The sequence below is a fragment of the Bacillus cereus group sp. BfR-BA-01331 genome, assembly GCF_022663915.1.
GTDB classification, from domain to species: domain Bacteria; phylum Bacillota; class Bacilli; order Bacillales; family Bacillaceae_G; genus Bacillus_A; species Bacillus_A mycoides.
In genome coordinates this window covers 552601-576797 of the sequence record NZ_JAKUGJ010000001.1, presented here as the reverse complement: position 1 = coordinate 576797, position 24197 = coordinate 552601, and the positions used below count along the sequence as shown (strand labels likewise).

The window sequence follows — 24197 nt, the reverse complement described above, 5'->3', positions numbered from 1 at the left end:
AAAACCTCTCTTCTTCAGAGAGGTTTACTTTGTTTTACCCATTTTTTCTAAATACGTTAATGCATCATCCAGTGTGTCCACCGGTACAATTTTCATCTTTGTTTTAATATCTTTCGCAGCTTCAAGAGCATCTTTATAATTCGATTTCTCTACACCTTTTTCATTTGGCGCAAAAAACACTTCAGCTCCCGCATCACTAGCAGCTACTACTTTTTGCTGAATACCACCAATTGGACCAATTTCTCCTTTATCATTGATTGTACCTGTTCCAGCTATTTCATGTCCGTTTGTTAAATCTTCTTCAACGAGCTGATTATAAATTTCTAGTGTAAACATTAACCCTGCTGACGGGCCTCCTATTTCATGGGAATCAATTTTCACTTTCGGATCTACCACTAACTCTCTTTCCGTAACGATAGAGACCCCTATACCGACGCGTCCATTCCCATTAGGGATCGTCTTTACATTTAAATTTTCTTTAAACTGTTTTCCGCCCCGCTTGTATTCAATATTTACTATGTCCCCTTCTTTTTTCCCTGTCATATACTCAATAAATTGTTCCGTCTTGTCGAATGTTTTTCCATCGACAGCAATAATAACATCTCCAAGCTTAAGTTTTCCTTCTGACGGCATACCCTTTGCTACACCAGCAACTAGTACACCTTTATTTTCAAAAGAAACAGAGCGATTTGCACGTTTATAAGCATTATAGATCGCTGCATTTTGCGAATCTTTCATTGCATAATTTTGGCGAAATTGATATTCTTCATCACTCTCGCCTTTTTGCAATATTTCTTCCGCCTTTGAAACGTGTGTATATTTATTAAATTGCGCGGCTATTAAGTTCACCACATTGGCAGGTCCCATTGAGACAGTGACAAGCATGAAATCACCAGACTCTTTCGTTCCACCATCTACTTGAACGTATGGCGCTAATTTCGCCGCCATACCTGGTTTTGTCACATAATACGGCAAACGCACATAAACAAGTAGCATCGCCAATATAACCCCTATTAAAATTGCATATATAAACCGAAAACGCTTAAACATTATGTTTCTCCTTCCACTGCTCAATTAGTAAATAAATGTTTGAAATGTGTTTTTCTGCTTCCACTTCTCCGACCCGAATGATATCTTCAATATGTGTAAAAGCACGCGAACTAAATTGTTCTACTGCTGGCCGCATCATTAAATCTGATGCTATTTGCCGATTCATCACGAGTTCATGTTGCATAATTTCAATACTTTGCATAATCACATCATAAATCGATGTAACCTCTCCATTCACCTTAATTGGAGATACATCAACAGCAATAACAATATCAGCCCCTAAATCTTTTACAACCGATACGGGAATACGGTCAATTACCCCTCCATCCACTAATAAGCGCCCATCTATTTTCTCTGGAACAAACACCCCCGGCACAGATATACTAGCTCGAACCGCCTCCGCAATCGGACCGCTTGTAAAAACAACTTTTTCCCCCTTCAAAATGTCAGTAGCCACAACAGCCGTCGGGATATCTAACTCTTCTAAATTTTTATTATATGTAAACATTTTAATCATATCTTTGATACGTTTTCCAGCAATAAATCCCATTTTAGGAACTGTAAAATCCAAATAATATTTCCTTTTAAAAACAGCGGCCAATCTATACAGTCTTTCAACGTCACAACTCGCTGCATAAAATGTACCAATTAATGCTCCTATACTACTACCTGCTATCATGTGAATAGGGATGCCAGCTTCCCTTAACACTTTTATTACCCCTATGTGAGCAAAACCTTTTGCACCTCCGGATCCAAGCGCTAAACCGATTTTTGGTTCCTTCATTTTTCTCACCCTTTAATTTTTTTCATTCCTTTTTCATACTTATGGTCTAAATTCACCACATATCCACGTATACTGAAATGAACGTTTTTGGGACAAAGGGGGATTTTCTTACATGTACGAAAAATGGAAAACTGCTTTTCTTACCATATCAATGTTATTTTTAACCTTTTCTCTTGTACTTCACCCCCAAGATGCTTTGCAAGCTTCAATTCGCGGGTTAAATATATGGTGGGAAGTTGTATTCCCTTCACTACTACCGTTTTTCATCATTGCGGAACTTCTAATCAGTATTGGTATTGTAAAATTTATCGGTGTTATATTAGAACCACTAATGCGTCCACTGTTTCGTGTTCCAGGGATAGGCGGATTTGTTTGGGCAATGGGAATGGCTTCAGGATTCCCCGCTGGCGCCAAATTAAGCGCTAGACTACGCAAGAGCAATCAACTAACACAAATCGAAGCGGAACGACTCGTATCTTTCACAAATTCTTCTAATCCACTTTTTATTTTCGGAGCGGTTTCTATTGGTTTTTTCAATAATCCGAAATTAGGGCTCGTATTAGCAGCAGCACATTATATAAGTAACTTTATCGTCGGATTACTTATGCGCTTTTATGGTAATAACGATACTTACATAAAAGACAAACATACGAATCAAAAGCGTGCCTTTCAAAACCCTTTTTCCATCCTCCACCAAACACGTATGCAAGAAAAAAGACCGATTGGAAAACTACTCGGTGACGCTATCGTTTCTTCTATTCAAACATTGCTCATGATTGGTGGGTTTATTATTTTATTCTCTGTTTTAAATAAAATGATTACTGTTTTCGAAATTACAGAAGCGCTTTCTTTTATTATGCAACATATTTTATCATTCTTCCAACTTACATCCCAATTTAATATTCCGATATTATCCGGTATTTTTGAAATGACGCTTGGAAGCCAAATGATTAGTCAAATTAATGAATCAACACTTCTTCAACAAGCGATGGTAACAAGCTTCATTCTAGCATTTAGCGGCCTTTCTATTCAGGCACAAGTAGCAAGCATATTAGCGGAGACAGATATCCGCTTTAAACCTTATTTTTTAGCTCGAATTATCCAAAGTATTCTCGCTCCTATTCTCACTTTTATATTTTGGGGGCCATTTTATGAAAAAGTTCATTCTTTCTCGCCTACGCAAGAAGATCTTCCCGTATTTTTATTGAATCATTCTTACACACTAACTGATATTTGGACATCATTTATACACTACGGACCAATCTTCACCTTATTTTGTTTATATTTATATGTTATCTTATTGTTTTTACGCATTCATAAAGAAAAACCCCGTTCACTTTAACGGGGTTTGAAACTTTTCTTTTAAAGCACGCTCTACAATCGGAGGAACAAGGTCTACTACACTTCCCCCATATCTCGCAACTTCTTTCACAATACTTGAACTTAAAAATGAATATTGATTATTTGTCATAATGAAGAAGGTTTCGATACTTTCGTCTAATTTTCGATTCATTGAAGTAATTTGCATCTCATATTCAAAATCAGAAACTGCTCGCAAACCACGTAATATTGCATTTGCATTACGCATTTTTGCATATTCCACCAATAATCCACTATGTGAATCAACTTTTACATTCGGAATATCCTTTGTCGCCTCTCGAATTAACTCTAGGCGTTCTTCTACCGAAAAGAATGGTTTTTTTGATGAATTGTTTAAAACAACTACATATACTTCATCAAATACTTTTGCTCCCCTTTTAATAATATCCAAATGTCCAAGGGTAATTGGATCAAAACTCCCTGAAGAAATAGCTATACTTGTCATTCTGTCCCCTCACCTTCATACTTATAAATCGAAATTGCTGTAATCCCGTAGTTTTCTGCCCGTACTTTTACAAGTTCTCCTATTGAATCAGGTAAAACCACGTCATCCCCATGCTCTGCCATAATGATGCCATCTTTATTTAACAATCCATGTTGATCGATCACACTAATTAAAGACACAATTTTTTGACCTTTATATGGAGGGTCTATTAGTATAAGATCGAATGATATTTCACGCTTTATAAGCGCCTTTACCGCACGTTCCGCATCATTTCGATACACTTCAGCTTGTTCTTGTATTCTACAGCTTTCTAAATTTTGATGAATGACTTTTATCGCTTTACTATCTCGGTCAACAAAAATCGCTTTATCAATCCCTCTACTTATGGCCTCAATTCCAAGACCACCACTACCACCAAATAAGTCAAGAGCGATACCACCATCATAATAAGGACCTATCATATTAAAAATAGATTCTTTCACTTTATCTGTCGTTGGACGTGTTGTATTACCAGGTACCGCTTTAAGTGGGTGCCCTTTACATTTTCCTGAAACTACTCTCATCTGTTGTCACTACCTTTATTTCAATCTATCGAGCGATTACAGCAAATTCATTTCAATTCGGTAACCGCTACCGATTCATACTATTTCATACATTTTTTCATTAATCTGTTATTTAACTAATTGAAAACCTCAGTTAAAATAATCGCTCGCTATTTCTTTCATATCCATTTCACTATTTGCAAGCAACAACCCTCTATGTACATCAGTTCCACTTTACCTTTTTTATCCTATCATAAAATAAAAAAAAGAAAAATAAAAAGCCTAACATAAATTTTAATTTCATTATGTATATCTTCATTTTAGATTGGACATAAATAAATATAACAACATCATTTTCGATGTTGTTGCCAACCGCGGAGAAGACTTACGTTTCCCCATAAGTTCTTCCTCCGGTTTCTCCTCTCCCTTTGCCTTCTTACTAGTAGTACATACTAGTATTAGAAGGGCCCTGCTTTGCAGGGTTTTTTTATTTGTCTACTTTTCATTTAAAAAGTGAGGTGGTACAGTAAAAGAAAGAGGAGGAAAAAATATGATTCAACGCTTTATAGAACTCGGAGAAGGCTACTCTGACTTATATGAATTACTTGAAATTGCCAAAACAAACCAAGAACGTGTAACACATATGTTACAATTCGAAACTGTAAAAAACGAAAAAAAAGTGTGTTCACTTGTTGTAATACTAAAACCGACAACTACTGGTGATTTCCAACCATTATACATATGTCGTGAAGGCATTCCTGTACTTGAAAATAAAAAAAGTAAACGTGTCGTTTTATTTGAAGAAATGGCGGAACAAATAGGGAAAAAAGTTACTCCCTTTACTGTAAAACCATCAACAACTTTCCCTGAAAAAGAACTATTTTTTAATCATCTAATCGGTATTTTACGAATGAACAATTTCATTCCTCCAATGAAATAACACGTTATTTCAAGTAAAAAAAATCCCCTGCTAAATTTAGCAGGGGATTTTTTTACTTAGCTATAATCGTATTCTTTTGCCCGATCAGGACGCGAATTTTCGAATTCCGTTTTTAAAAATGGGCGATACGACTGTTCTACTTTTTTTACAAAAGGAAGTTTATTCAATTTTTGCATCATATGCTCAATTTGTTCCATATCACAATATACAACGGCATATTTCAAACGTTTTGATATGTAATGAATGTTACCATATTTCCTTAAAATCTTGGCATGTTTCAATGAATGTAAATAAACAATCATACTTTGTCGTTGCCCGAACATAATCTTCTCCATCTTCTCCTTTTAAAAACTTATATTCTTATATTTTATGAAAACCAATCATAAATTTATGACATTAAAGAACAAACTCTGTATACGTTTTCTTCTATATTCTAAAAAACGGGGTAAATTACCCCGTTTTTTTACAACCACAACCGCCTCCGGTACCACAACCACCGCCACAGCCACCCGCATCAAAAAACGGATTTCCTGTTGGAACTTTAACGGAAGAAGATACCTCAGAACCAATTGCTACACTAACTTCATCTAATAACTTCTGTAAAGCTGTTTCTGCTCTTTTAAAAGTTGCAACCTTATCATGCATATCTACAGAACGCTTTAATTCCCTCATTTTCGTCGAAACGAAAGTATAATCAGGATGATATTTACCAAAACGTTGCACTTCTTCGTATCGCTCTTTCATCGCTGTAAATTGCTGAATTAGCGTCTGGACTTCTATATCTTCTTGTAAATCCTTATAATACTTACGGTAATCTTCTGCTATATCTGAACAGATGATCGCTTTTGCAAGCTGCTCTGCCTTATCTAAAATCAATACGCTTTCCAGCGTCGCTACAATCATGAGAGACACCTCCGAGTATTCATCATAACACATTTGGAACAGAACTACTAATTGAAGTGTCTCACCTAAAAGAAAGATATGATTCTAATTACTTTTCATACAATCTCCTTGCACTCTTATACACTAATATGCTCCGCAATATTATATTTAAGAACATCCCATTTCCCGCTATTCTCTTTCACGTAGCTAATACATGCGTTTTTTAACGGCGTTTTAAATGTAATTTCATTTGGTGCAATTGCGTGTAAAATAGCTTTTATTGCATGTGAATGCGCAACAATGATAATACGTTTATCTCCATGTGCTGCTGCAACCTGTTGTAAAGCCGTAAAACAGCGCTCTACGATTTCTTCATCCTGTTCCATTCCTTCTACATTACCTTCTGTAATTAACTCTCTAACGGCCGCAACTGGTTTCCCAGAAGCTTCCCCAAAATTACGTTCCATAAATCGCTCATCTAATAAAATAGATGGTAATCCAATAGCCCCAGCAATTTCCTTAGCTGTTTCTTGCGCTCTAATTAACGGGCTACTTATAATTATATCCCACGATTCCGCTTGCAAGGCAGCTGCACTTTGACTCGCTTGCTTCTTCCCAACTTCATTGAGTGGAATATCTTCGCGCCCTTGAATAATCTCTTGAAAGTTCCAATCAGTTTGTCCATGTCGTACTAAACAAATTTCCGTCATGCTGCAACTCCTTTTTTAAATAATCCGATTCTATTGTAACAAAAGTTTTGCATAACGGACATAGTTTTCCCTTCCAATTACGTCGTATTTTGCTGCTTCATATACTGGAACATATCAATCATAATTGAAGCAACGGCCAATTGATTTTGAAATTTTTCCACTTTATCTGGTATCGTTTTTTTGAAATGCTGCATGGCAGCTAACTCAAAAGCTTCTTTTTCTTCTGGGTTACGCGTCAATTTCCGGTACCAGTATGGCTGTTCCCGAATATAGCGAGCTAAATCCTCATCAGCTTTTATAAACTCCATAAGCTCTGCTCTCATTCTCTTTCCCCCTAATCCTTTTGAAAGAAAAAAGGATTATTTTCAGAAGTACTTTGTTCTTGCTGCGCACGGTTTCCTTGAAATTGTTGAATAACTTGTTGCACGCTACCAATCGCACTCGTTACATTTGCTAAATGATGTTGCATTTGTTCTACGTCTAGCTTTTTAAAGAAAGAAAGCATTTGCCCCATCACATCAGCAGTTTTTTCCTCTTCTGTTCGATTTTCTTTTTCTTCTTTATTTTCTTTTGCCGAAGAAAAAGCAGGTGCTCCATCAGGTCTATATGCTGTCCATATTTGATCTTCTTCACCAAGTAAGTACCATTCTTCATAAAATTGCTGCCAAGTTTTTTGACCACCTCTAACCTCATGAACCATTTTAGGGTGATGGTTTACAAACTCTTTAAACTGTTGAACCGATGGATGTAACGGCCCTTTTGTTGTTGGCATAATCCTCACCTCTTCATGTATATCTACTATATTGTAAGAAAAAAAAGGCACATGGTTCGCCTATTTTTAGACGATTCATGCACCTTTTTATCTTCCTATTTGTGGACAATTAAAGCCCGATTGGTGAAGACTAATAATCAATGAAGGATGCCCCGACTGATTAAAGTTTCATTTTATTTTCGGATAAAGTTTTGAGTATAAAATTTATCATATACCCCAACACCTAATCCAGTAAATTGTTCGTTTAATAAATTCTTTCTATGCCCCTCACTATTTAACCAACCCTGTACCGCCGCAATTCCATCACTATGTTGCGCCGCTATATTCTCACCAGCAAGTTGAAAAGCCACTTGCCCACGTTGCAAGCGATCTCCTAACGTACCAAAAGTAGGTGAATCGTGCGAAAAATAATTATTATCCTTCATATCTTTACTATGGCCAAATGCAACATCTGCAGTTTGTTGATCCAATGTTAACAACGGTAATTGATGACGACTCCGAATAATATTTGTTAAATCGAGAATTTGTTGCATATTTCCATTTTCTACTTGCTTCATTTTTTCTGGCGTCAGCGGCTGTTCCGCTATTAATTCACCTGAATAAACAAGTTGATATGGTCTTTGTCGTAATAACGTTTCATCATCCATATAACGAAGACCAACAAGCTCATGTGTAAAGTGATCAAAGTATAATTGTGCCCATCCATCTTCTACAGGTACTAGCGGTTGTTCCATTACTTCCGTATCAGATAACTCAAATTGATAACTATTCTTTCCTCTTTTTAATGAAATCTCATGTGAAAGTGGATTCTTTTTATATACCTCTTCATACTTTTCATTTATATAATAGGGAGCCACCTTAACTTGCTCACCAGCAACATACGCCGTTACAACTTTACGTTCAGCAACTCCAAATTGAACATACTGAGCTAAATCTTGATTATACACCCACCATTCATATCCATAAGCAGACGGCTCTATTCGAGATGGTTCGCCCCACTTCGCTAATAAATTCTCAGAGTCCCCGCCAAGCATATTTAAAACAGTGTCTGTGGATTCTTCATTTACTTGCTTCTTCTTTTTCACAATTTTATTTTCTTGCTTAGAGTGAGATGGGGTTAATATATATTGTGACACGAGTAACTTCCCGTATAAATCAACAGCTAAAATTAAAAATGTAATCATTACGATACGCAATAATTTCTTCAAACGATATACCTCCTGAACAAAGCATAAAATCGAGATATACACAAATCCTTTTATTTCCTTTTTTTGTGTGTACCGTACTCTTTTCACTATATCATATTTTCACGAAAAAAGTCTGGATTATCCCTTTTCTCGCAATACGAATTGCACTTTCTTATTATTCGTACTATTATAAAAATAATGAACTAACATTAAAATAAGGAGGTATTCTATGCAATTTACAAATACAAACTTTACTGATGCAGTCGTTGATCTAACTCTTTTAACTGAGATTATGGAAAACAATCATTTTGTACTTGCCGGACAATGGGATTACGAACGCGTTACATATGATTATAAATTTGAAATATTAAAGGATATTTATTATTTACGTGTACAAGGATTTGCTGTTGAAGGTGACATCGGCGGCAGACACGCTCAAGTAAAACTATTGCCACCCTTATTAGGAAAACATTATTATCCTCATGGCGTTGAATATGGCGATGATGAGATTTTCCCAACGAATGTACTTCAAAAAAGCGAACAACTCCTACAAAATATTGAAAAAGAGTTGAAAGAATTTCAAATTATTGAGTAAATAGAACAAGCGCATCATATCGATGCGCTTGTTCTATTTCTCTTACCTAAGAATGAATCGTCTTTTTGACTGGATACCCATAAATGGATCCATCTTTTACTTTAATCTCATCTTCCCAAGGAACCTTATATTTACCTTCAGCTAAATCTTTTACAAACGTATACGGGTTTTCTTTCACCCCACCAGGAGTCGCTACATATCCCCTTGAACCTAAATTATATATATTATTTTCGAGACCCCATCCTAATCTAGCCTGATCTGCTAGCTCCGGATATACTTCGGCAGTAACAATCTCCCAAGGGTTTCGGTGTCCCTGCACTAAAGTAGTCCCATCAAAATTACATACTTGTCCTTCACCAAAGTAATAAAATACACCATCATAACCCGCTAAGTTCACTGACAATGTATACATTAAATTTTGCCATGCATTTGAACGATTAGTTAACATCCATTGTTCACTAACTTGTGTGCTATATCCGGAAATACGAATCAAGACATTTGCACCTTTATAGGCCGCTTCACGGGCTACTTCAGGGAACATACCATCATGACAAATACAAACAGCTAATTTACTTCCTCCAGGTCCATCACAAACAGGTAAGCCTAAATCTCCAGCTTTCCAAGGCTCGACTGGCACCCAAGGATTTAACTTACGATACTTCAAAATCATTTCACCCTGTGGATCAATAATAATTGCTGTATTATACGGTTCTCCACCATCAGGATTTCTTTCCATTATAGAAAAAACACCATATACTTCAGATTCTTTACATGCCTCAGCAAATAAGTCTGTTTCTGGTCCAGGAACTGTACATAAAAACTCTTCTGTAGTCCATTTTTTTGTATTGAGCCCCTGTGTACTATATTCGGGAAATACTATCAATTCTAATCCAGGATAACCTGATTTCGTTGAATGAATTGTTTTTATGATCTGTTTAATTTGTTTATCAATGTCTGCACGCGACTCTACTACCGGTACTGGATATTGAATTAACGCTGTTAAAAAACCACTAATCGGCTTTACCATGCTTCCACTACTACCCATTTAAATTCCCCCTTAAAATAGTTCATGTTTATTAAAGATAACAATATAAAGTGAAACTTTAATCAGTGGGGGTTTTGTCCATCCCCCACTGATTATTAGCCTACACCAATCGGGCTTTTACGGGGAGTTGATCTCCCGCCTAACTCCCTCGCAGTCGCCAAATTTCGAGGTGGGAGTCTTACTGCCCCTTAATGCGGGATAAATTTGTAATTCTCTAAAAAACTTGCACTACATATGGAATTATTACGTATTAAAGCTAGTAGTAAGTTTTATATCCACTTTAGTACATGCCTACACTAACTTAACATGAAAAGTTTGAAAATTCAATCTTTTATAATTAGCTAAAACCAAAGAAGAAAAAAGTGTATGGAATCCCACACACTTTTTTACTTAGTCTGTAAATACGGCGGCAATTGTTGCAACTGCTCTTTATCCTTTTCACGCTCTCTACGTGCCCATTTAAAGAACACATAACCGATAATCGTACCGTACACTATTTCCTGGACAATTTTCATAATGATACCGCCTGTTTGTTGGTCTTCTACTACCGGCATCCAATGTAAAAATTCTGGTCCAGTTATATTTAAATCTGATAAAGTCCCCGCCGGTACACAGAGCTCCATTGCCTTCATCCAAGCGGCCGGATCTGTATATGTTGCAAATAATGGTGCAGTCGCAAAAATTATTAACGCACAAGCTGGCGTTAATAAAATACCATTAGCAAACATATAACCAAGCTTCTTAATATCACTTAAAGTTTGATATTCTGGTAGCGGATTTAACATCGGCCACCACATCATCATTGCTGCAAAAAACAATATAGCAAGGCAAATAGGATGCGCTATTTGACTTTGTTTTACTGTATCAAAAACAACTGGCAAATGATAAAAGGAAAACAGACCGTTAAATACCAACAACGCAATAAGTGGCTTTCCAAAAACCTTTAGCACAATTTGAACGAACTTAAAAGAAGTAATATATTGATATAACCATACGGGTATACCAAGCAGTAATAACGGAGGCACCGCAATATACATTACTGCCATCTCAAGCATATGTGCACTAAATATAATATGACCAATTAAATCAATAGGTCCTCCCTTTACAAAATACAAAAGAACAATCCCGGTCGTAAAATAAAAAATTTGCTTCTTACTTACCTTCGTCGCATTTTCAAATCGCGTTCTATATGGTCCAATAACTAAAAAATAACTAATAAGAATCGAGATCATAAATAATAAAAAAATCGGACTCCATAAAGCTTGAAAACCAAATACCCATAAGTTTTCCATTTCCACACCTACCTTTTCAAAATCCTTATATTTCATATACAAAGAGGGCTATGATAAATCAGAGCCCCCTACTATCACTGTTTAAATCCACACAATTGTCATAAAGGCTAATATTGTTAATAAACCAATTAACAATCCAGAGTATAAGAAGAAACTCGCCGCTTCATGCCCTTTATGACTCATATGCATGAAATAATATAACTGAAATATAACTTGAATGACTGCTAACAATAATATAAATGGAACCGAAAAAATCGGGCTAAATGTTTTCGGATATGCCACCGCTGCAAATGCAACTAATGTTAAAAAAATCATTAGTGAAAATGTAACAACTTGGTGCTTCATTTCCTCTGCACTTTTTCTCTTCCGATAAACAAGATCCACCTTAGGATTATTCGTTTGCTTAACCGCCATTGTTTATCCCACCATTCCCATCAAATATACTACAGTGAAAATAAACACCCAAACTACGTCAATAAAGTGCCAATAAATTGATGCAACATAAAACTTTGGTGCGTTGTATAAATTCAAGCCTCTCTTCGCGTTTCTAAAGATTAATGTTAAAATCCAACATAATCCAAACAACACGTGGAGCCCGTGTGTACCAACAAGAGCATAAAATGCAGAACCAAACGCACTACTTCTCATAGTATGCTTAAATTCATGCGTATAATGATAAAACTCATATATTTCAAACCCCAAAAATCCTAAGCCAAGCAACACTGTTATAAGTAACCAAAGTTGCATTTTCTTAAAGTTAAAATTTTTCATATGATACATTGCGTATACACTCGTTAAACTACTTGTTAACAAAAGCATCGTCATAATGAAAACGAGTGGCATTTGAAACATCTCTTGAGATGTTGGTCCACCATTTGTAGAGTTCTTTAACGCTAAATATGTGCCAAATAATGAAGCGAACAACACTGTTTCGCCTCCAAGAAATAACCAAAAACCAACAAACTTATTTTTCCCCTCAAGGGTTGCTTTTTCAGGCTCTGCTGGAAATGTTTCATTCGTTAATTTCTCATCTACATGCATTACGCCTTGCCCCCCTTATCATCTAAATCTTCCTTATGAATATGATATCCATGATCATCAATTACTGAACGAAGGAACATTGTACCAAACGTAATGATTAAACCGATAATCGCTACTAATAACCAAAATTTATCTTTGCCACCCTGCATATACATCGCACCAAAAGCAGCTATAAATAGACCTAGAGAAATAATAAACGGTGAAAATGAAGAATTTGGCATATGGATATCACCGACCGGTTCCGCTGCTGTCATCTCTTTATTACCCTCACGCTTTTCAATCCAAAACGGATCTAATCCACGAACAAATGGTAACTGTTTGAAATTATATTCCGGTGTAGGTGCTGGCATTGTCCACTCTAATGTACGTCCATCCCACGGATCACGACCAGCCTTCTCTTTTGATACCGTTGTTTTTATTACATTGAATAAAAGAACAATCGTTCCAAGAGCCATAAACACTGCTCCAATAGAACTAATCATATTCCCCATTTCCAATCCTTGCCCCTCTAGATATGTGTAGTAACGACGCGGCATACCGATTAGACCTAGGAAATGCTGAATAAAGAACGTTAAATGGAAACCGATAAAGAATAACCAAAATGTTATCTTTCCTAACGTTTCATTTAATACTTTATTAAACATAAGTGGCCAATAATAATGCGCACCTGCAAGTAAACCAAATACAACACCACCAACAATTACATAATGAAAGTGTGCTACTACGAAATAATTATCATGAAACTGATAATCAGCTGGTGCAGAAGCAAGCATAACACCTGTAACTCCACCCATAACGAAGGATGGAATAAAAGCTACCGCCCACATCATTGGTGTTGTAAACCTAATACTTCCACCCCACATTGTAAAGAGCCAGTTAAATATTTTAATACCCGTTGGAACTGCAATCGCCATTGTTGCAACCGAGAAGATAGCATTTGCAACAGGCCCAAGACCAACAGTAAACATATGATGCGCCCATACCATAAATCCTAAAAACCCTATTAATACTGTCGCGAACACCATAGAAGAATAACCGAATAATCGTTTTTTCGAAAATGTGGCGAAGATTTCTGAGAATATTCCGAAAGCTGGGAGTATAAGAATGTATACTTCCGGATGACCGAAGATCCAGAATAAATGCTCCCATATAATCGTGTTCCCACCTAGTGCCGGATTAAAGAAACTTGTGCCAAATAAACGATCTAACATTAAAAGTCCTAATCCTACAGTTAATGGTGGAAATGCAAATAAAATAAGTGAAGATGTTACAAATGTTGTCCATGTAAACATCGGCATGCGCATGTACGTCATCCCTGGCGCACGCATATTAATAATTGTAACAAGGAAGTTAATACCTCCAATTAATGTACCAATACCTGATATTTGCAAGCCGAGTACATAAAAATCAACACCATGTCCTTTAGAGGCTAAAGCTAAAGATGCATATGATGTCCACCCTGCATCAGGCGCTCCTCCTAAAAACCAACTTAAATTTAAAAATAATCCACCAAAGAAAAATAACCAAAATCCGAGCGAATTCAAAAACGGGAACGCCACATCACGTGCTCCAATTTGAAGTGGTACAGCGGCGTTCATAAATGCAAACACGAGTGGCATAGCTGCGAGGAAAATCATTGTTGTACCGTGCATCGTTAATACTTGATTATAAGCATCCCCAACAAGAAAAGCATTGTTAGGAATCGCTAACTGCAGGCGAATAAATAGTGCTTCTATTCCACCTATTACAAAAAACAATCCACCTGCAATTAAATAGAGAATGGCAATCTTTTTATGGTCTACTGTCGTTAAATAATCCCATATGACAGCACCCATCCCCTGTTTTTTTGCTACAGAACTCACGTTTTCAACCTCCCCTTCGCAAATGATCCCTCTTTATTTTTCAATCTTTAACGTTTGTAAATATGCATTTAATGCATTAATTTGATCATCCGTTAAGTTGCCATATTTACCAGTCATTTTATTACCTGGTTTCATATTTTCAGGATCTTTGAGCCATTTTTTTAAGTTCTCTTCATTATTTTCGGCAATACCAGCAACCATATCGCGATCTGCAAAGTTTGCTAAGTTCGGTGCGATACGAGCAGAAGGTGGTCTACTATCATTTGATCCAACTGCATGACAACCAATACAGCTTTTATTAAATATTTCTTGACCCTCTTGCGCCTTTGTAGAAGCTACTTCTTTTTTTCCATCAATCTTCTTCATGTCAGCAAGCCACTTTTTGTACTCGCTTTCATCCAGAGCTTTCACTTTGAACTGCATTAAAGAATGTGATGGGCCACAAAATTCTGTACAAAAACCATTATAAGTGCCCGATTTATCTGCCTTTAACCACATTTTGTTTACATTATCTGTATTTGTATCCATTTTCCCAGCTAAAGATGGAACCCAAAACGAATGTTTAATATCGGCACCCTTCAAATTCAAATACACTTTCTTACCTGTGGGGATAACTAAATCTTGAGAAGTTACTATTTTTTCTGATTTATAAGAAAATTCCCACCAATAAAGATTCGCTGTTACATCAACAACGATAGTATCTTTATCAATATTCTTTTTCTCCATCGCACTTACATCAGCAAGCTTGAATGTATATGTAACAGTCGGAACAGCCAAGATTAACAAAAGAATAATCGGAATGACTGTCCATATAATTTCTAGTTTGTGATTTCCTTCAACTTGCTCTGGAATATAATCTTCCTCACCCTTTTTTTGTCGGAAACGCACAATTACATATAAGAAAATAATAGTAACTACAAGTACTACTCCTACCATGATTGCACTCGCTAGTAAGAGCAAATCATATTGCATTTTTGCTACTTCCCCTTGCGGAATTAAAGTAGACTGAAAAGCTTTACCGCATCCCCCTAACAGTAAAGCCAGCAGTGAAACGAACGAAAGCAGTCGCCACTGTTTCTTCATACAAACAACCCCCACTTTCTTTGTGAATTAGATTGTACTTTATAGTTAAGTAAAGTAAATCTCAACGTAAAGAAATCCAATCATGTCGTTGTCTTAGAAGAATGTAACTACAATCATTGACACAAATAAGATTGTTAAGTAATTCAGGGAATAAACAAACATTTTTACGGACCACTTGATGTCATCTTGCTGACGGAAGCCATAAAGCCCTAATGCGATCCATCCGATGTTAAGCAATGTTGCAATTACCATGAATGTTATTCCAAGTCCACTCATATAAAATGGTAGTGGTAATAAACATACTGTCCAAATCATAATCTGACGTTTCGTAATATCAAATCCCTGTACAACAGGAAGCATTGGGATTCCTGCATTTCGATATTCATCAACACGCTTCATCGCTAATGCGAGGAAATGTGGGATTTGCCAAATAAACATAATTAAAAATAACATCCAAGCAATTGGATGATTTAAAGACGGATCAATTGCCGCCCATCCAATTAAAGGTGGAACTGCTCCTGATATACTACCTACAACAGTATTTAACGTATATTTTCTCTTCGTCCATAACGTATATAAAACAACATATGTGAAGGCACCAATAAATGAGATTAACACTGCCATCGGTGTAGTAAGTAATAAAAATACAAAGCCAAGAAGTAAAATTACAAGTCCAAATGCAAGTGCAAAGCCAGGTTTATATTTACCTGTTACCGTTGGACGGTTTTTTGTTCTTTCCATTAATGGATCGATATCTCGGTCAATGTAGTTATTTAAACAACATACCCCTGCCATAATTAATGCCGAACCAACGATTGTGAAAAATAACTTATCTAGATTGTCCATAACACTCAATCCATTAAAATGTAAAGCCAACCAAAATCCTGTAAATACAGTAAGTGTATTTGAGTTTACAATCCCCATTTTAACGAGCGCTGATAAATCTTGTAACCGAGTTGTTTCCGGTACAATTGAAACAGCTGACTCATCATGCAGCTCACTTGTTGCATGGTTCATCACTTTAACCCCCTCTTAAACCTATCATCTTTCTAAGCATATATTTCATGTGAAATATTCCGCTTCTATATAGCAATATTATTACAGTAGAAATATTGTTAACCCATTCTACTACTAATCTACGCCCATACTCCAATATATTAAATCACATTTCCCGAACATTTTGTGAAGAAAACATGAACTTTTTGTGTCGAACGTTAAAAAACTTTATTCTAATTTATCCTTATCATAACATGATGTTATCTTCTATAATAAACTATTTTGTCATATTTAGCATGTATTCTCCCCATTTCTTTTCAAAATAGCCCGAATTCCTCCTAAAATATGTATTTTGAATCCCATTTTTTTCTTTATAATACGTACGTTGTCCTCGCCCTCCATTTCTTTGCTATTTTATTATTTTTTATATATCATAGGACTGTAGCACGTTTTATTCTATACATAATGGAATGAAAATATTTCGCAATAACTTCATAGCAGAAAGATGGTGAAAGAGATTGCAACGCTTTATTAAATGGTTAGCAGTCATTACAAGTCTCGATTTATTAGTAGTTTTACTAGGAGGCGCTTTAGTTACAAAAACGGGTTCAGGCCAAGGATGCGGCAAATCATGGCCTCTTTGTAACGGTGAATTTGTTCCATCTAATTTATCAATGGAGACTATTATTGAGCTAAGTCACCGCTTAACATCTGGATCAGCAGGAATCCTTGTTACTCTTCTTTGTATCTTGTCCTGGAAATATTATAAACATGTGCGCGAAACAAAGACGTTAGCAATTTTATCCTTCGTATTTTTAGTTGCACAAGCATTAATGGGGGCGGCGGCGGTTGTTTGGGGTCAAATGCCTGCTGTATTAGCTATTCATTTCGGTATTTCCTTAATTTCATTTGCTTCTGTCATCTTGTTAACGTGTCTTATTTTTGAAATTGATCAGAAATTTGATGCACGTTCACTTATTATGGACAAAAAAATGAAATTTCATATTTATGGTGTAACAATTTACAGTTATATCGTTGTCTACACAGGAGCTTTAGTACGTCACGAACGAGCTACCTTAGCCTGTCCAGACTTCCCTTTATGTAGCAAAAATAGACCTATGCCAACTCAACTACATGAGTGGGTTCAAATGGGGCATAGAGTTGCAGCGATGTTAATTTTCGCTTGGATACTATATGCGATGATTATCGCTATTCGCCATTACAAGCAGCAGCGTGTAGTATACTGGGGATGGATTATTTCATTTATCCTTGTTACACTTCAAGCTATAGTAGGGATTTTAGTCGTATTTACAAATGCTAGTTTAGCAATGGCATTATTACATTCGCTCTTCATTTCTTGCCTGTTTGCTGTACTATGCTATTTAGTTATGATAGGTACAAGAAGTACAGTCAATGCAAAAGAAACTGAATCAACTTCTAAGCAAACAAAATAAAGTAAAACTTTAATACCTTGCCAATTCGGCAAGGTATTATTTACACACAAAAAAGAGCTGCTTTCGCACAGCTCTTTTTCTTTATTTTAATGATCTAATTCAATGAGTAAATCTCCCGTTTGAATTGCATCCCCATCATTTACATATACTTTTTTCACTTTACCACTAAATGGCGCTTGAACCGTCGTTTCCATTTTCATAGCTTCTGTAATTGCCATGGAATCACCTTTTTTCACTTCATCGCCTTCTTTTACAACTACTTTAATAACAGTTCCCGGCATCGTTGCGCTAATATGATTTGGATTTTCACGATTCCCCTTCACACGCTGTGCAACAGTTGATTTCACGCTTTCATCTTTCACTACGATTTCACGCGGTTGTCCATTAAACTCCAGGTAAAGCACACGATTTCCATCTGGCTGTGGCTCCCCAATGGAAACTAGTTTAACCATCAATGTTTTACCTTGCTCGATTTCCACATCAATTTCTTCACCAAGTCTCATACCATAGAAGAATGTCGGTGTATCAAGCACAGATACATTTCCATAAATCCCGGCAACTTTTTCGTAGTCCATAAATACTTTTGGATACAATGCATATGCGACTACATCAAAAATTGTTACTTCGCGTCCAAGTTTGTGGAATAACTCTTCTTTTAAAGCATCGAAATCTACTGGTTCTAATAATTCACCCGGTCTTACTGTTAATGGCTCTTTCCCTTTTAAAATAATTTTTTGTAATTCTTTCGGGAAACCACCATATGGTTGTCCTAAATCTCCAGAGAACATTTCAACAACAGATCCTGGGAAGTCCATAGCATGTCCACGTTCTAAAATATCTTGTTCTGTTAGGTGATTTTGAACCATAAATAATGCCATATCACCGACAACTTTAGATGATGGTGTTACTTTTACAATATCGCCAAACATATCATTAACACGGCGATACATCACTTTAACTTCATCAAAGCGATCTCCTAAGCCAACTGCTTTTGCTTGTTGTTGAAGATTACTATACTGTCCACCCGGCATTTCATGCATATATACCTCTGTGTGAGGAGCATTCATACCACTTTCAAATGGAGCATAGTATTTACGTACATCTTCCCAATAATGAGATAGTTTTTCTAATGAGTCTATATTAACATCTGGCTGTCTTTCGTTTCCACCCAACGCATAGTATAGTGTATTCGCACTTGGTTGTGACGTTTGACCAGCCATTGAACTCACCGCTACATCGACAATATCAACACCTGCTTCAATTGCCTTTGTATACGTTAAAATACCATTTCCGCTCGTATCGTGTGTGTGCAGGTGAATTGGAATCGACACCGTCTCTTTTAATGCTGAAACTAAATCATATGCTGCGTTTGGCTTTAGTAAGCCCGCCATATCTTTAATTCCTAAAATGTGAGCTCCTGATGCTTCCAACTCTTTTGCTAAGTTTTTATAATAATTTAAATCGTATTTACTACGTAACGGGTCATGAATATCTCCTGTGTAACACATTGTCGCTTCTGCAATTTTACCAGTATCTCGTACAGCATCAATTGCAACTCTCATGCCTTCTACCCAGTTTAAGCTATCAAAAATACGGAACACATCAATTCCAGCTTGAGCAGAACATTCCACAAATTTTTGAATTAAATTATCTGGATAGTTTTTGTAACCTACTGCGTTTGAAGAGCGAAGTAACATTTGGAATAAAACGTTTGGCATTTTCTCACGAAGATCTAGTAATCGTTCCCATGGATCTTCTTTCAAGAAACGATATGCAACATCAAACGTTGCACCGCCCCACATTTCCGCTGAGAATAAGTTTGGTAACATTCTCGCTGTCGGCTCTGCAATGTGATGTAAATCTTTTGTACGAACACGAGTTGCAAGTAATGACTGATGTGCATCACGGAATGTTGTATCAGTTAAAAGTACACGCTTTTGATCTTGTACCCACTTTACTAATCCATCCGCTCCACGCTCATCCAAAATTTGTTTCGTTCCATTTTGCATTGGCTCTGAGTGTATCACATTTGGTATACGAGCATCTGGGAAAATTGGTTTCTCTTTTTTCCCTACTCCTGGGAAGCCATTTACTGTTACTGTACCAATATAATTTAACATTTTTGTTCCGCGGTCTTTACGTTTCGGGAACAAGAATAGTTCAGGTGACGCGTCAATAAATGAAGTATCATACTCTCCCGATAAGAAGTTTCTATGTTTTACTACATTCTCTAAGAATGGAATATTTGTTTTAATACCACGAATACGGAATTCTTTTAAGTTACGTTCCATTTTTGCAGCGGCTTGTTCAAAAGTAAGTGCCCAAGTAGTAACTTTTACAAGTAAAGAATCGTAGTACGGTGTAATAACTGCACCTTGGAAACTATTACCTGTATCAAGACGAACACCAAAACCACCGCCTGATCGGTACGCCATAATTTTCCCTGTATCCGGCATGAAATTATTTAGTGGGTCTTCAGTCGTTACACGAGATTGGATTGCAAATCCATGCACAACCACTTCCTCTTGCTTAGGAACACCTACCATTTTGCTATGTAATGCATGTCCATCAGCTATTAAAATTTGCGATTGAACGATATCCACTCCTGTAATCATCTCTGTAATCGTATGTTCAACTTGAACACGTGGGTTTACTTCAATGAAGTAAAACTCATCACCTTTTACAAGGAATTCTACCGTTCCAGCATTTAAATAATTTACATTTTTCGTTAACTTTACTGCAGCATCACAAATACGCTGACGCAAATCATCTGAAAGCGACACGCTCGGTGCAATTTCAACTACTTTTTGATGGCGTCGTTGTACAGAGCAATCACGCTCATACAAATGAACAACATTACCTTCTTCATCTGCTAAAATTTGTACTTCTATATGTTTAGGTTTTTCAACGAATTTTTCAACGTACACTTCATCATTACCAAAGGCTGCTTTTGCTTCTGATTTCGCGCGATTATACGATTCTCTTAATTCTTCACTAGTACGTACAATACGCATACCGCGACCGCCGCCACCAAGGGATGCTTTAATAATAATCGGGTAATCATACTTTTCAGCAAACTCTTCAACTTCTTCTATTGAATTTACTGGACCATCACTACCAGGAATAATTGGAATTTGTGCTAGCTGCGCTTGTGTTCTTGCTTTAACTTTATCTCCAAACATGTCTAAATGCTTACTTTTTGGACCGATAAAGATAATCTCTTCTTCTTCACAACGTTTTGCAAATTGAATATTTTCTGACAAGAAACCATATCCAGGGTGGATTGCATCTACATGATTACTTTTCGCAATCTCAATAATGCCTTCAATATCTAGATAAGCATCAATTGGCTTTTTCCCTTCCCCAACTAAATAGGACTCATCGGCTTTATAGCGATGATAAGAACCGCTATCCTCTTTAGAATAAATCGCAACTGTGTTTAGTCCAAGTTCTGAACATGCTCGGAACACACGAATTGCTATCTCTCCACGGTTAGCTACCAATACTTTTTGAATACGTTGCAGCTTTGTCATGATTTTCCCCCTCTATTTTCCTACCACTCTAGAGATAAAATACATACACACTCTACAGAGCGTGAAGTTCTTCACTTTCTACATTATATTATACTTAGAAAGCTTCACTTTATTTTTATCCATCATACCTTATTTTTCAACAAATGATAAGTTTTCTGTTCAATTTGTTTCACAAAAATAGTATAGCATACCTCTTCCTTTTCTAACAACAATATTGTATATCACATTCACTTAAATGTAATATACTTTTTGTTTCAAGAGAATTAATATTGTATCACATTTAAAACCTAAAAAAATAAAAAACACATTGAACTCTAGAGCTCAATGCGTTTTTTATTTTACAACAACAAGATGCGGTCCACCTTGTTCTATTTCATTAGTCAACTCGTTTTGTTGTTTCTCTTGTCGTTTTACATAACTAGCAATATTTAACAGTATACCCATTGCAAGTAAATTAGCCAATAAAGAACTACCACCATAACTTACAAACGGTAATGGTACCCCTGTAAGCGGTATTAACCCAGACATACCACCAACATTTATAAAAGTTTGAACTCCAAACAAACTTGCAATTCCAATTGCTATTAAACTTCCAAACGGATCTTTGCACTTTTGTGCAATCCTAAATGCTCGAACAATAATAAGTAACAAACAGATTAAAATGACAGCTACACCTATAAAACCAAGCTCCTCAGATATAATTGCCATAATAAAATCTGTTTGCGGTTCTGGTAAGTATCCATATTTTTGCACACTGTTCCCTAACCCTCGACCATTTAGCCCTCCTGAAGCAATTCCAATAAAAGAATTTATTAATTGGAACCCATCATTTTGAGGATCGTTAAATGGATCAAGAAAAACTGAAAACCGTGCCTTTTGATATGGATTTAATGCATAATTACCGAGAATATATAGTGCCGGAACCCATACTATGGAAGTTAAAACAATTCGTTTAATCCATAAATTAATCCGCACTCCCGAACAAAGAAACATAATTCCTACTGTTCCTGCAATTAACAAATCGGTACCTAAATCATTTTGCTTTAAAATTAAAACCATGATTAAACCAACACCAAAAAGTACCGGTCCCGATCCTTTCAAAACAGGCGTATTCGTTTCTTGCCTTTTCGCAAAAAAATGAGCCAATACGAGGATAACAGTTATCTTCACAAATTCTGCAGGCTGTATTCCAAATATCCATCCATTTGCGCCGTTTACTGTCTTAGTGAAAAATGCAGCTGCCGCTAATAATGCAATGCTAATACCATAACTCCCCAATAAAAAAATTCGTTTCCTCCACACTTTATATGGGATAGTAGCGATAATTATTAATATGATTGTCCCAGCAGCCAAAGTCATTAATTGTCTTTTAAAAAAGAAATTTGCTGGTTTATCAAACCTCGAAATCGCAACAATGGAACTAGAACTATATACCATTATAACTCCCAGCACACATAAGATAACAAGAGGAAGTAATAAGGAATAATCCATCGATTTCCATACTTTTTTCATTTCATTTCCTCTTTCTGTTTCAATTTAATTATTGTTGTATTCCATATGTATATAGGTTCTTCCTTCTTTATTATACAAATAAAAAGCCCAAACTATTTCAGTTTGAGCCCCCTTATTTGAACCCGTTATTGTTGTTTGTTTGTAAATGCTTCATGAAGTGCAGACAACTCACGTTCGAGCTCTCCTAACATTGCTTTCCCTTGTTCTTCTCCAATAAGACCAAGGCGAACCGCAAAATCGACCTCGCGGGATAGTCCAAACATTTGTGTGTCTAAAACTTCTTCATATAATGGACATTGCGGCATTGTAAGATTGTCCATTTGTACCTTAATAAGTCTTAAAATCTTCTCTGCATCCGCTTGTAGAAGGGCTAGTGCCTTTTCCTGATGATTTGATACTGTCTCAGACGCCAAATTGATTCCCTCCGTTTCCGTCCTACTCTCTCATATCTATTAATATTAGCGATAGTTTTAATAAATTGCAATAGAAACATTTTTTGTGACAACAGTGCCTAATACTATTATACTGAAAAGTGGGAGTATAACACAAATGGGGGAACAACAATGAGCGAAATTTTATTTATTAATGGAAAAGTTCGTTTTCCAATCACTATCGATCCAACTGTATGGATTTTCGATGATCGAAAAATAGATTTGACAACTTACTTTGATGAAACTAGAGAAGACTCATCCGAATTAGAAACATACTTAAAACATACTTCAGAGCATTGGGATCGCGAAATCCGTGATGGTGCTGCCTTCCCGCCAATACAACAAAGTGTAAAGAAATATAAAAAAGAACAGCTTATTAACGGGACATTTGGCATACCACTTCATCCATTTCTAAAAAATGCTGAAATTTTAGAAGATGCTACTCATGTCGAAATAGAAACAACAGACAATACAATTACACTTCCGTTAGAAACAGCCCATAAAGCTATTCTCGGTTTTTCAAAAGAAGGTAAACCATTACGAGAAGACGGGCCTGTTCATCTATATTTCCATGATGGATCTAATAGACAAAATCCGATTCGTAACATCCGTAAATTTACAATCATTTAAATTGTATAATTAAAAGGCAAAAAAGGAGTGA

The 24197-nt window shown here is 36.2% G+C and carries 25 protein-coding genes; 5 read left to right on the top strand and 20 right to left on the bottom strand.

Annotated features, from left to right (window positions below; translation table 11 throughout):
- Positions 1 to 24 precede the first annotated feature (24 nt).
- Together MR155_RS03100 and MR155_RS03095 are read right to left on the bottom strand one after the other, a co-directional pair.
- A complete protein-coding gene (locus tag MR155_RS03100; RefSeq protein WP_219303440.1) occupies positions 25 to 1050 on the bottom strand; it encodes a SepM family pheromone-processing serine protease in 1026 nt (341 codons plus the stop codon).
- A complete protein-coding gene (locus tag MR155_RS03095; RefSeq protein ID WP_033707141.1) occupies positions 1043 to 1834 on the bottom strand; it encodes a patatin-like phospholipase family protein in 792 nt (263 codons plus the stop codon). Before MR155_RS03095 ends, MR155_RS03100 begins: the two co-directional genes overlap by 8 nt.
- A gap of 112 nt (positions 1835 to 1946) precedes the next feature.
- On the opposite strand from MR155_RS03095, the gene ylbJ reads away from it, so the two are divergent.
- The gene (gene ylbJ / locus MR155_RS03090) at positions 1947 to 3176 is read left to right on the top strand and encodes a sporulation integral membrane protein YlbJ (RefSeq protein ID WP_113937190.1); all 1230 of its coding nucleotides are present in this window, start codon (positions 1947 to 1949) and stop codon (positions 3174 to 3176) included.
- Here the strand turns inward: ylbJ and coaD are convergent.
- Together coaD and rsmD are read right to left on the bottom strand one after the other, a co-directional pair.
- Positions 3168 to 3659, bottom strand: a complete 492-nt coding sequence (coaD, locus tag MR155_RS03085; RefSeq protein ID WP_002088286.1) for a pantetheine-phosphate adenylyltransferase — start codon at positions 3657 to 3659, stop codon at positions 3168 to 3170. The two genes, ylbJ and coaD, sit on opposite strands and share 9 nt — an antisense overlap.
- A complete protein-coding gene (gene rsmD, locus MR155_RS03080; protein ID WP_002066890.1) occupies positions 3656 to 4222 on the bottom strand; it encodes a 16S rRNA (guanine(966)-N(2))-methyltransferase RsmD in 567 nt (188 codons plus the stop codon). Before rsmD ends, coaD begins: the two co-directional genes overlap by 4 nt.
- Before the next feature lie 529 nt (positions 4223 to 4751).
- Between rsmD and MR155_RS03075 the strand changes: the two genes are divergently transcribed.
- On the top strand, positions 4752 to 5141 hold the full coding sequence (locus MR155_RS03075; RefSeq protein WP_002014762.1) for a DUF7147 family protein: 390 nt from the start codon (positions 4752 to 4754) through the stop codon (positions 5139 to 5141).
- Between the two features lie 56 nt (positions 5142 to 5197).
- Here the strand turns inward: MR155_RS03075 and MR155_RS03070 are convergent, their stop codons facing one another.
- From MR155_RS03070 to MR155_RS03045, 6 genes are all read right to left on the bottom strand, one after another.
- On the bottom strand, positions 5198 to 5464 hold the full coding sequence (locus MR155_RS03070; RefSeq protein ID WP_002088292.1) for a YlbG family protein: 267 nt from the start codon (positions 5462 to 5464) through the stop codon (positions 5198 to 5200).
- A 127-nt stretch (positions 5465 to 5591) separates the two neighbouring features.
- Positions 5592 to 6044 (bottom strand): YlbF/YmcA family competence regulator, encoded by a 453-nt coding sequence (locus MR155_RS03065; protein WP_002014765.1) that lies wholly within the window; start codon positions 6042 to 6044, stop codon positions 5592 to 5594.
- A gap of 116 nt (positions 6045 to 6160) precedes the next feature.
- Entirely contained in the window at positions 6161 to 6733 is a 573-nt protein-coding gene (locus tag MR155_RS03060) for a histidine phosphatase family protein (protein ID WP_002014767.1), read from the bottom strand.
- 77 nt (positions 6734 to 6810) lie between these two features.
- Entirely contained in the window at positions 6811 to 7056 is a 246-nt protein-coding gene (locus MR155_RS03055) for a YlbE-like family protein (RefSeq protein WP_002014770.1), read from the bottom strand.
- An 11-nt stretch (positions 7057 to 7067) separates the two neighbouring features.
- Positions 7068 to 7505: a YlbD family protein gene (gene ylbD, locus MR155_RS03050; protein WP_242307866.1), complete on the bottom strand. Its 438-nt coding sequence runs from the start codon at positions 7503 to 7505 to the stop codon at positions 7068 to 7070.
- A 173-nt stretch (positions 7506 to 7678) separates the two neighbouring features.
- Positions 7679 to 8713 carry a CAP domain-containing protein gene (locus tag MR155_RS03045; RefSeq protein ID WP_002142956.1) on the bottom strand — a complete coding sequence of 345 codons (1035 nt, stop codon included), beginning with the start codon at positions 8711 to 8713 and terminating at the stop codon, positions 7679 to 7681.
- A 208-nt stretch (positions 8714 to 8921) separates the two neighbouring features.
- Between MR155_RS03045 and MR155_RS03040 the strand changes: the two genes are divergently transcribed.
- Positions 8922 to 9287 carry a YugN family protein gene (locus tag MR155_RS03040; protein WP_002014773.1) on the top strand — a complete coding sequence of 122 codons (366 nt, stop codon included), beginning with the start codon at positions 8922 to 8924 and terminating at the stop codon, positions 9285 to 9287.
- A 46-nt stretch (positions 9288 to 9333) separates the two neighbouring features.
- On the opposite strand, the gene MR155_RS03035 is transcribed toward MR155_RS03040, so the two are convergent.
- The 7 genes from MR155_RS03035 to cyoE form a co-directional block, all read right to left on the bottom strand.
- The gene (locus tag MR155_RS03035) at positions 9334 to 10332 is read right to left on the bottom strand and encodes a formamidase (protein WP_000535796.1); all 999 of its coding nucleotides are present in this window, start codon (positions 10330 to 10332) and stop codon (positions 9334 to 9336) included.
- Between the two features lie 386 nt (positions 10333 to 10718).
- The gene (gene ctaG, locus MR155_RS03025) at positions 10719 to 11624 is read right to left on the bottom strand and encodes a cytochrome c oxidase assembly factor CtaG (RefSeq protein WP_002146015.1); all 906 of its coding nucleotides are present in this window, start codon (positions 11622 to 11624) and stop codon (positions 10719 to 10721) included.
- Positions 11625 to 11705: 81 nt separating this feature from the next.
- Positions 11706 to 12038 (bottom strand): cytochrome c oxidase subunit IVB, encoded by a 333-nt coding sequence (ctaF, locus tag MR155_RS03020; RefSeq protein ID WP_002014776.1) that lies wholly within the window; start codon positions 12036 to 12038, stop codon positions 11706 to 11708.
- Positions 12039 to 12041: 3 nt separating this feature from the next.
- On the bottom strand, positions 12042 to 12665 hold the full coding sequence (gene ctaE / locus MR155_RS03015) for a cytochrome c oxidase subunit III (protein ID WP_002121963.1): 624 nt from the start codon (positions 12663 to 12665) through the stop codon (positions 12042 to 12044).
- On the bottom strand, positions 12665 to 14500 hold the full coding sequence (gene ctaD / locus MR155_RS03010; protein WP_181777920.1) for a cytochrome c oxidase subunit I: 1836 nt from the start codon (positions 14498 to 14500) through the stop codon (positions 12665 to 12667). Before ctaD ends, ctaE begins: the two co-directional genes overlap by 1 nt.
- A gap of 60 nt (positions 14501 to 14560) precedes the next feature.
- Positions 14561 to 15610, bottom strand: a complete 1050-nt coding sequence (coxB, locus tag MR155_RS03005) for a cytochrome c oxidase subunit II (RefSeq protein ID WP_002088304.1) — start codon at positions 15608 to 15610, stop codon at positions 14561 to 14563.
- 93 nt (positions 15611 to 15703) lie between these two features.
- On the bottom strand, positions 15704 to 16627 hold the full coding sequence (gene cyoE, locus MR155_RS03000; RefSeq protein ID WP_002142959.1) for a heme o synthase: 924 nt from the start codon (positions 16625 to 16627) through the stop codon (positions 15704 to 15706).
- A gap of 497 nt (positions 16628 to 17124) precedes the next feature.
- On the opposite strand from cyoE, the gene ctaA reads away from it, so the two are divergent.
- On the top strand, positions 17125 to 18060 hold the full coding sequence (ctaA, locus tag MR155_RS02995; RefSeq protein WP_002014781.1) for a heme A synthase: 936 nt from the start codon (positions 17125 to 17127) through the stop codon (positions 18058 to 18060).
- Between the two features lie 86 nt (positions 18061 to 18146).
- On the opposite strand, the gene pyc is transcribed toward ctaA, so the two are convergent.
- From pyc to MR155_RS02980, 3 genes are all read right to left on the bottom strand, one after another.
- On the bottom strand, positions 18147 to 21593 hold the full coding sequence (gene pyc / locus MR155_RS02990) for a pyruvate carboxylase (RefSeq protein ID WP_219303443.1): 3447 nt from the start codon (positions 21591 to 21593) through the stop codon (positions 18147 to 18149).
- Between the two features lie 333 nt (positions 21594 to 21926).
- Positions 21927 to 23105, bottom strand: coding sequence for an FtsW/RodA/SpoVE family cell cycle protein (locus MR155_RS02985; RefSeq protein ID WP_113937187.1), 1179 nt, complete (start codon positions 23103 to 23105; stop codon positions 21927 to 21929).
- Positions 23106 to 23230: 125 nt separating this feature from the next.
- The gene (locus MR155_RS02980; protein WP_002088314.1) at positions 23231 to 23518 is read right to left on the bottom strand and encodes an Fpa/YlaN family protein; all 288 of its coding nucleotides are present in this window, start codon (positions 23516 to 23518) and stop codon (positions 23231 to 23233) included.
- 150 nt (positions 23519 to 23668) lie between these two features.
- On the opposite strand from MR155_RS02980, the gene MR155_RS02975 reads away from it, so the two are divergent.
- Positions 23669 to 24166, top strand: a complete 498-nt coding sequence (locus tag MR155_RS02975) for a molybdopterin-binding protein (protein ID WP_002088315.1) — start codon at positions 23669 to 23671, stop codon at positions 24164 to 24166.
- The last annotated feature ends 31 nt before the right edge of the window (positions 24167 to 24197 follow it).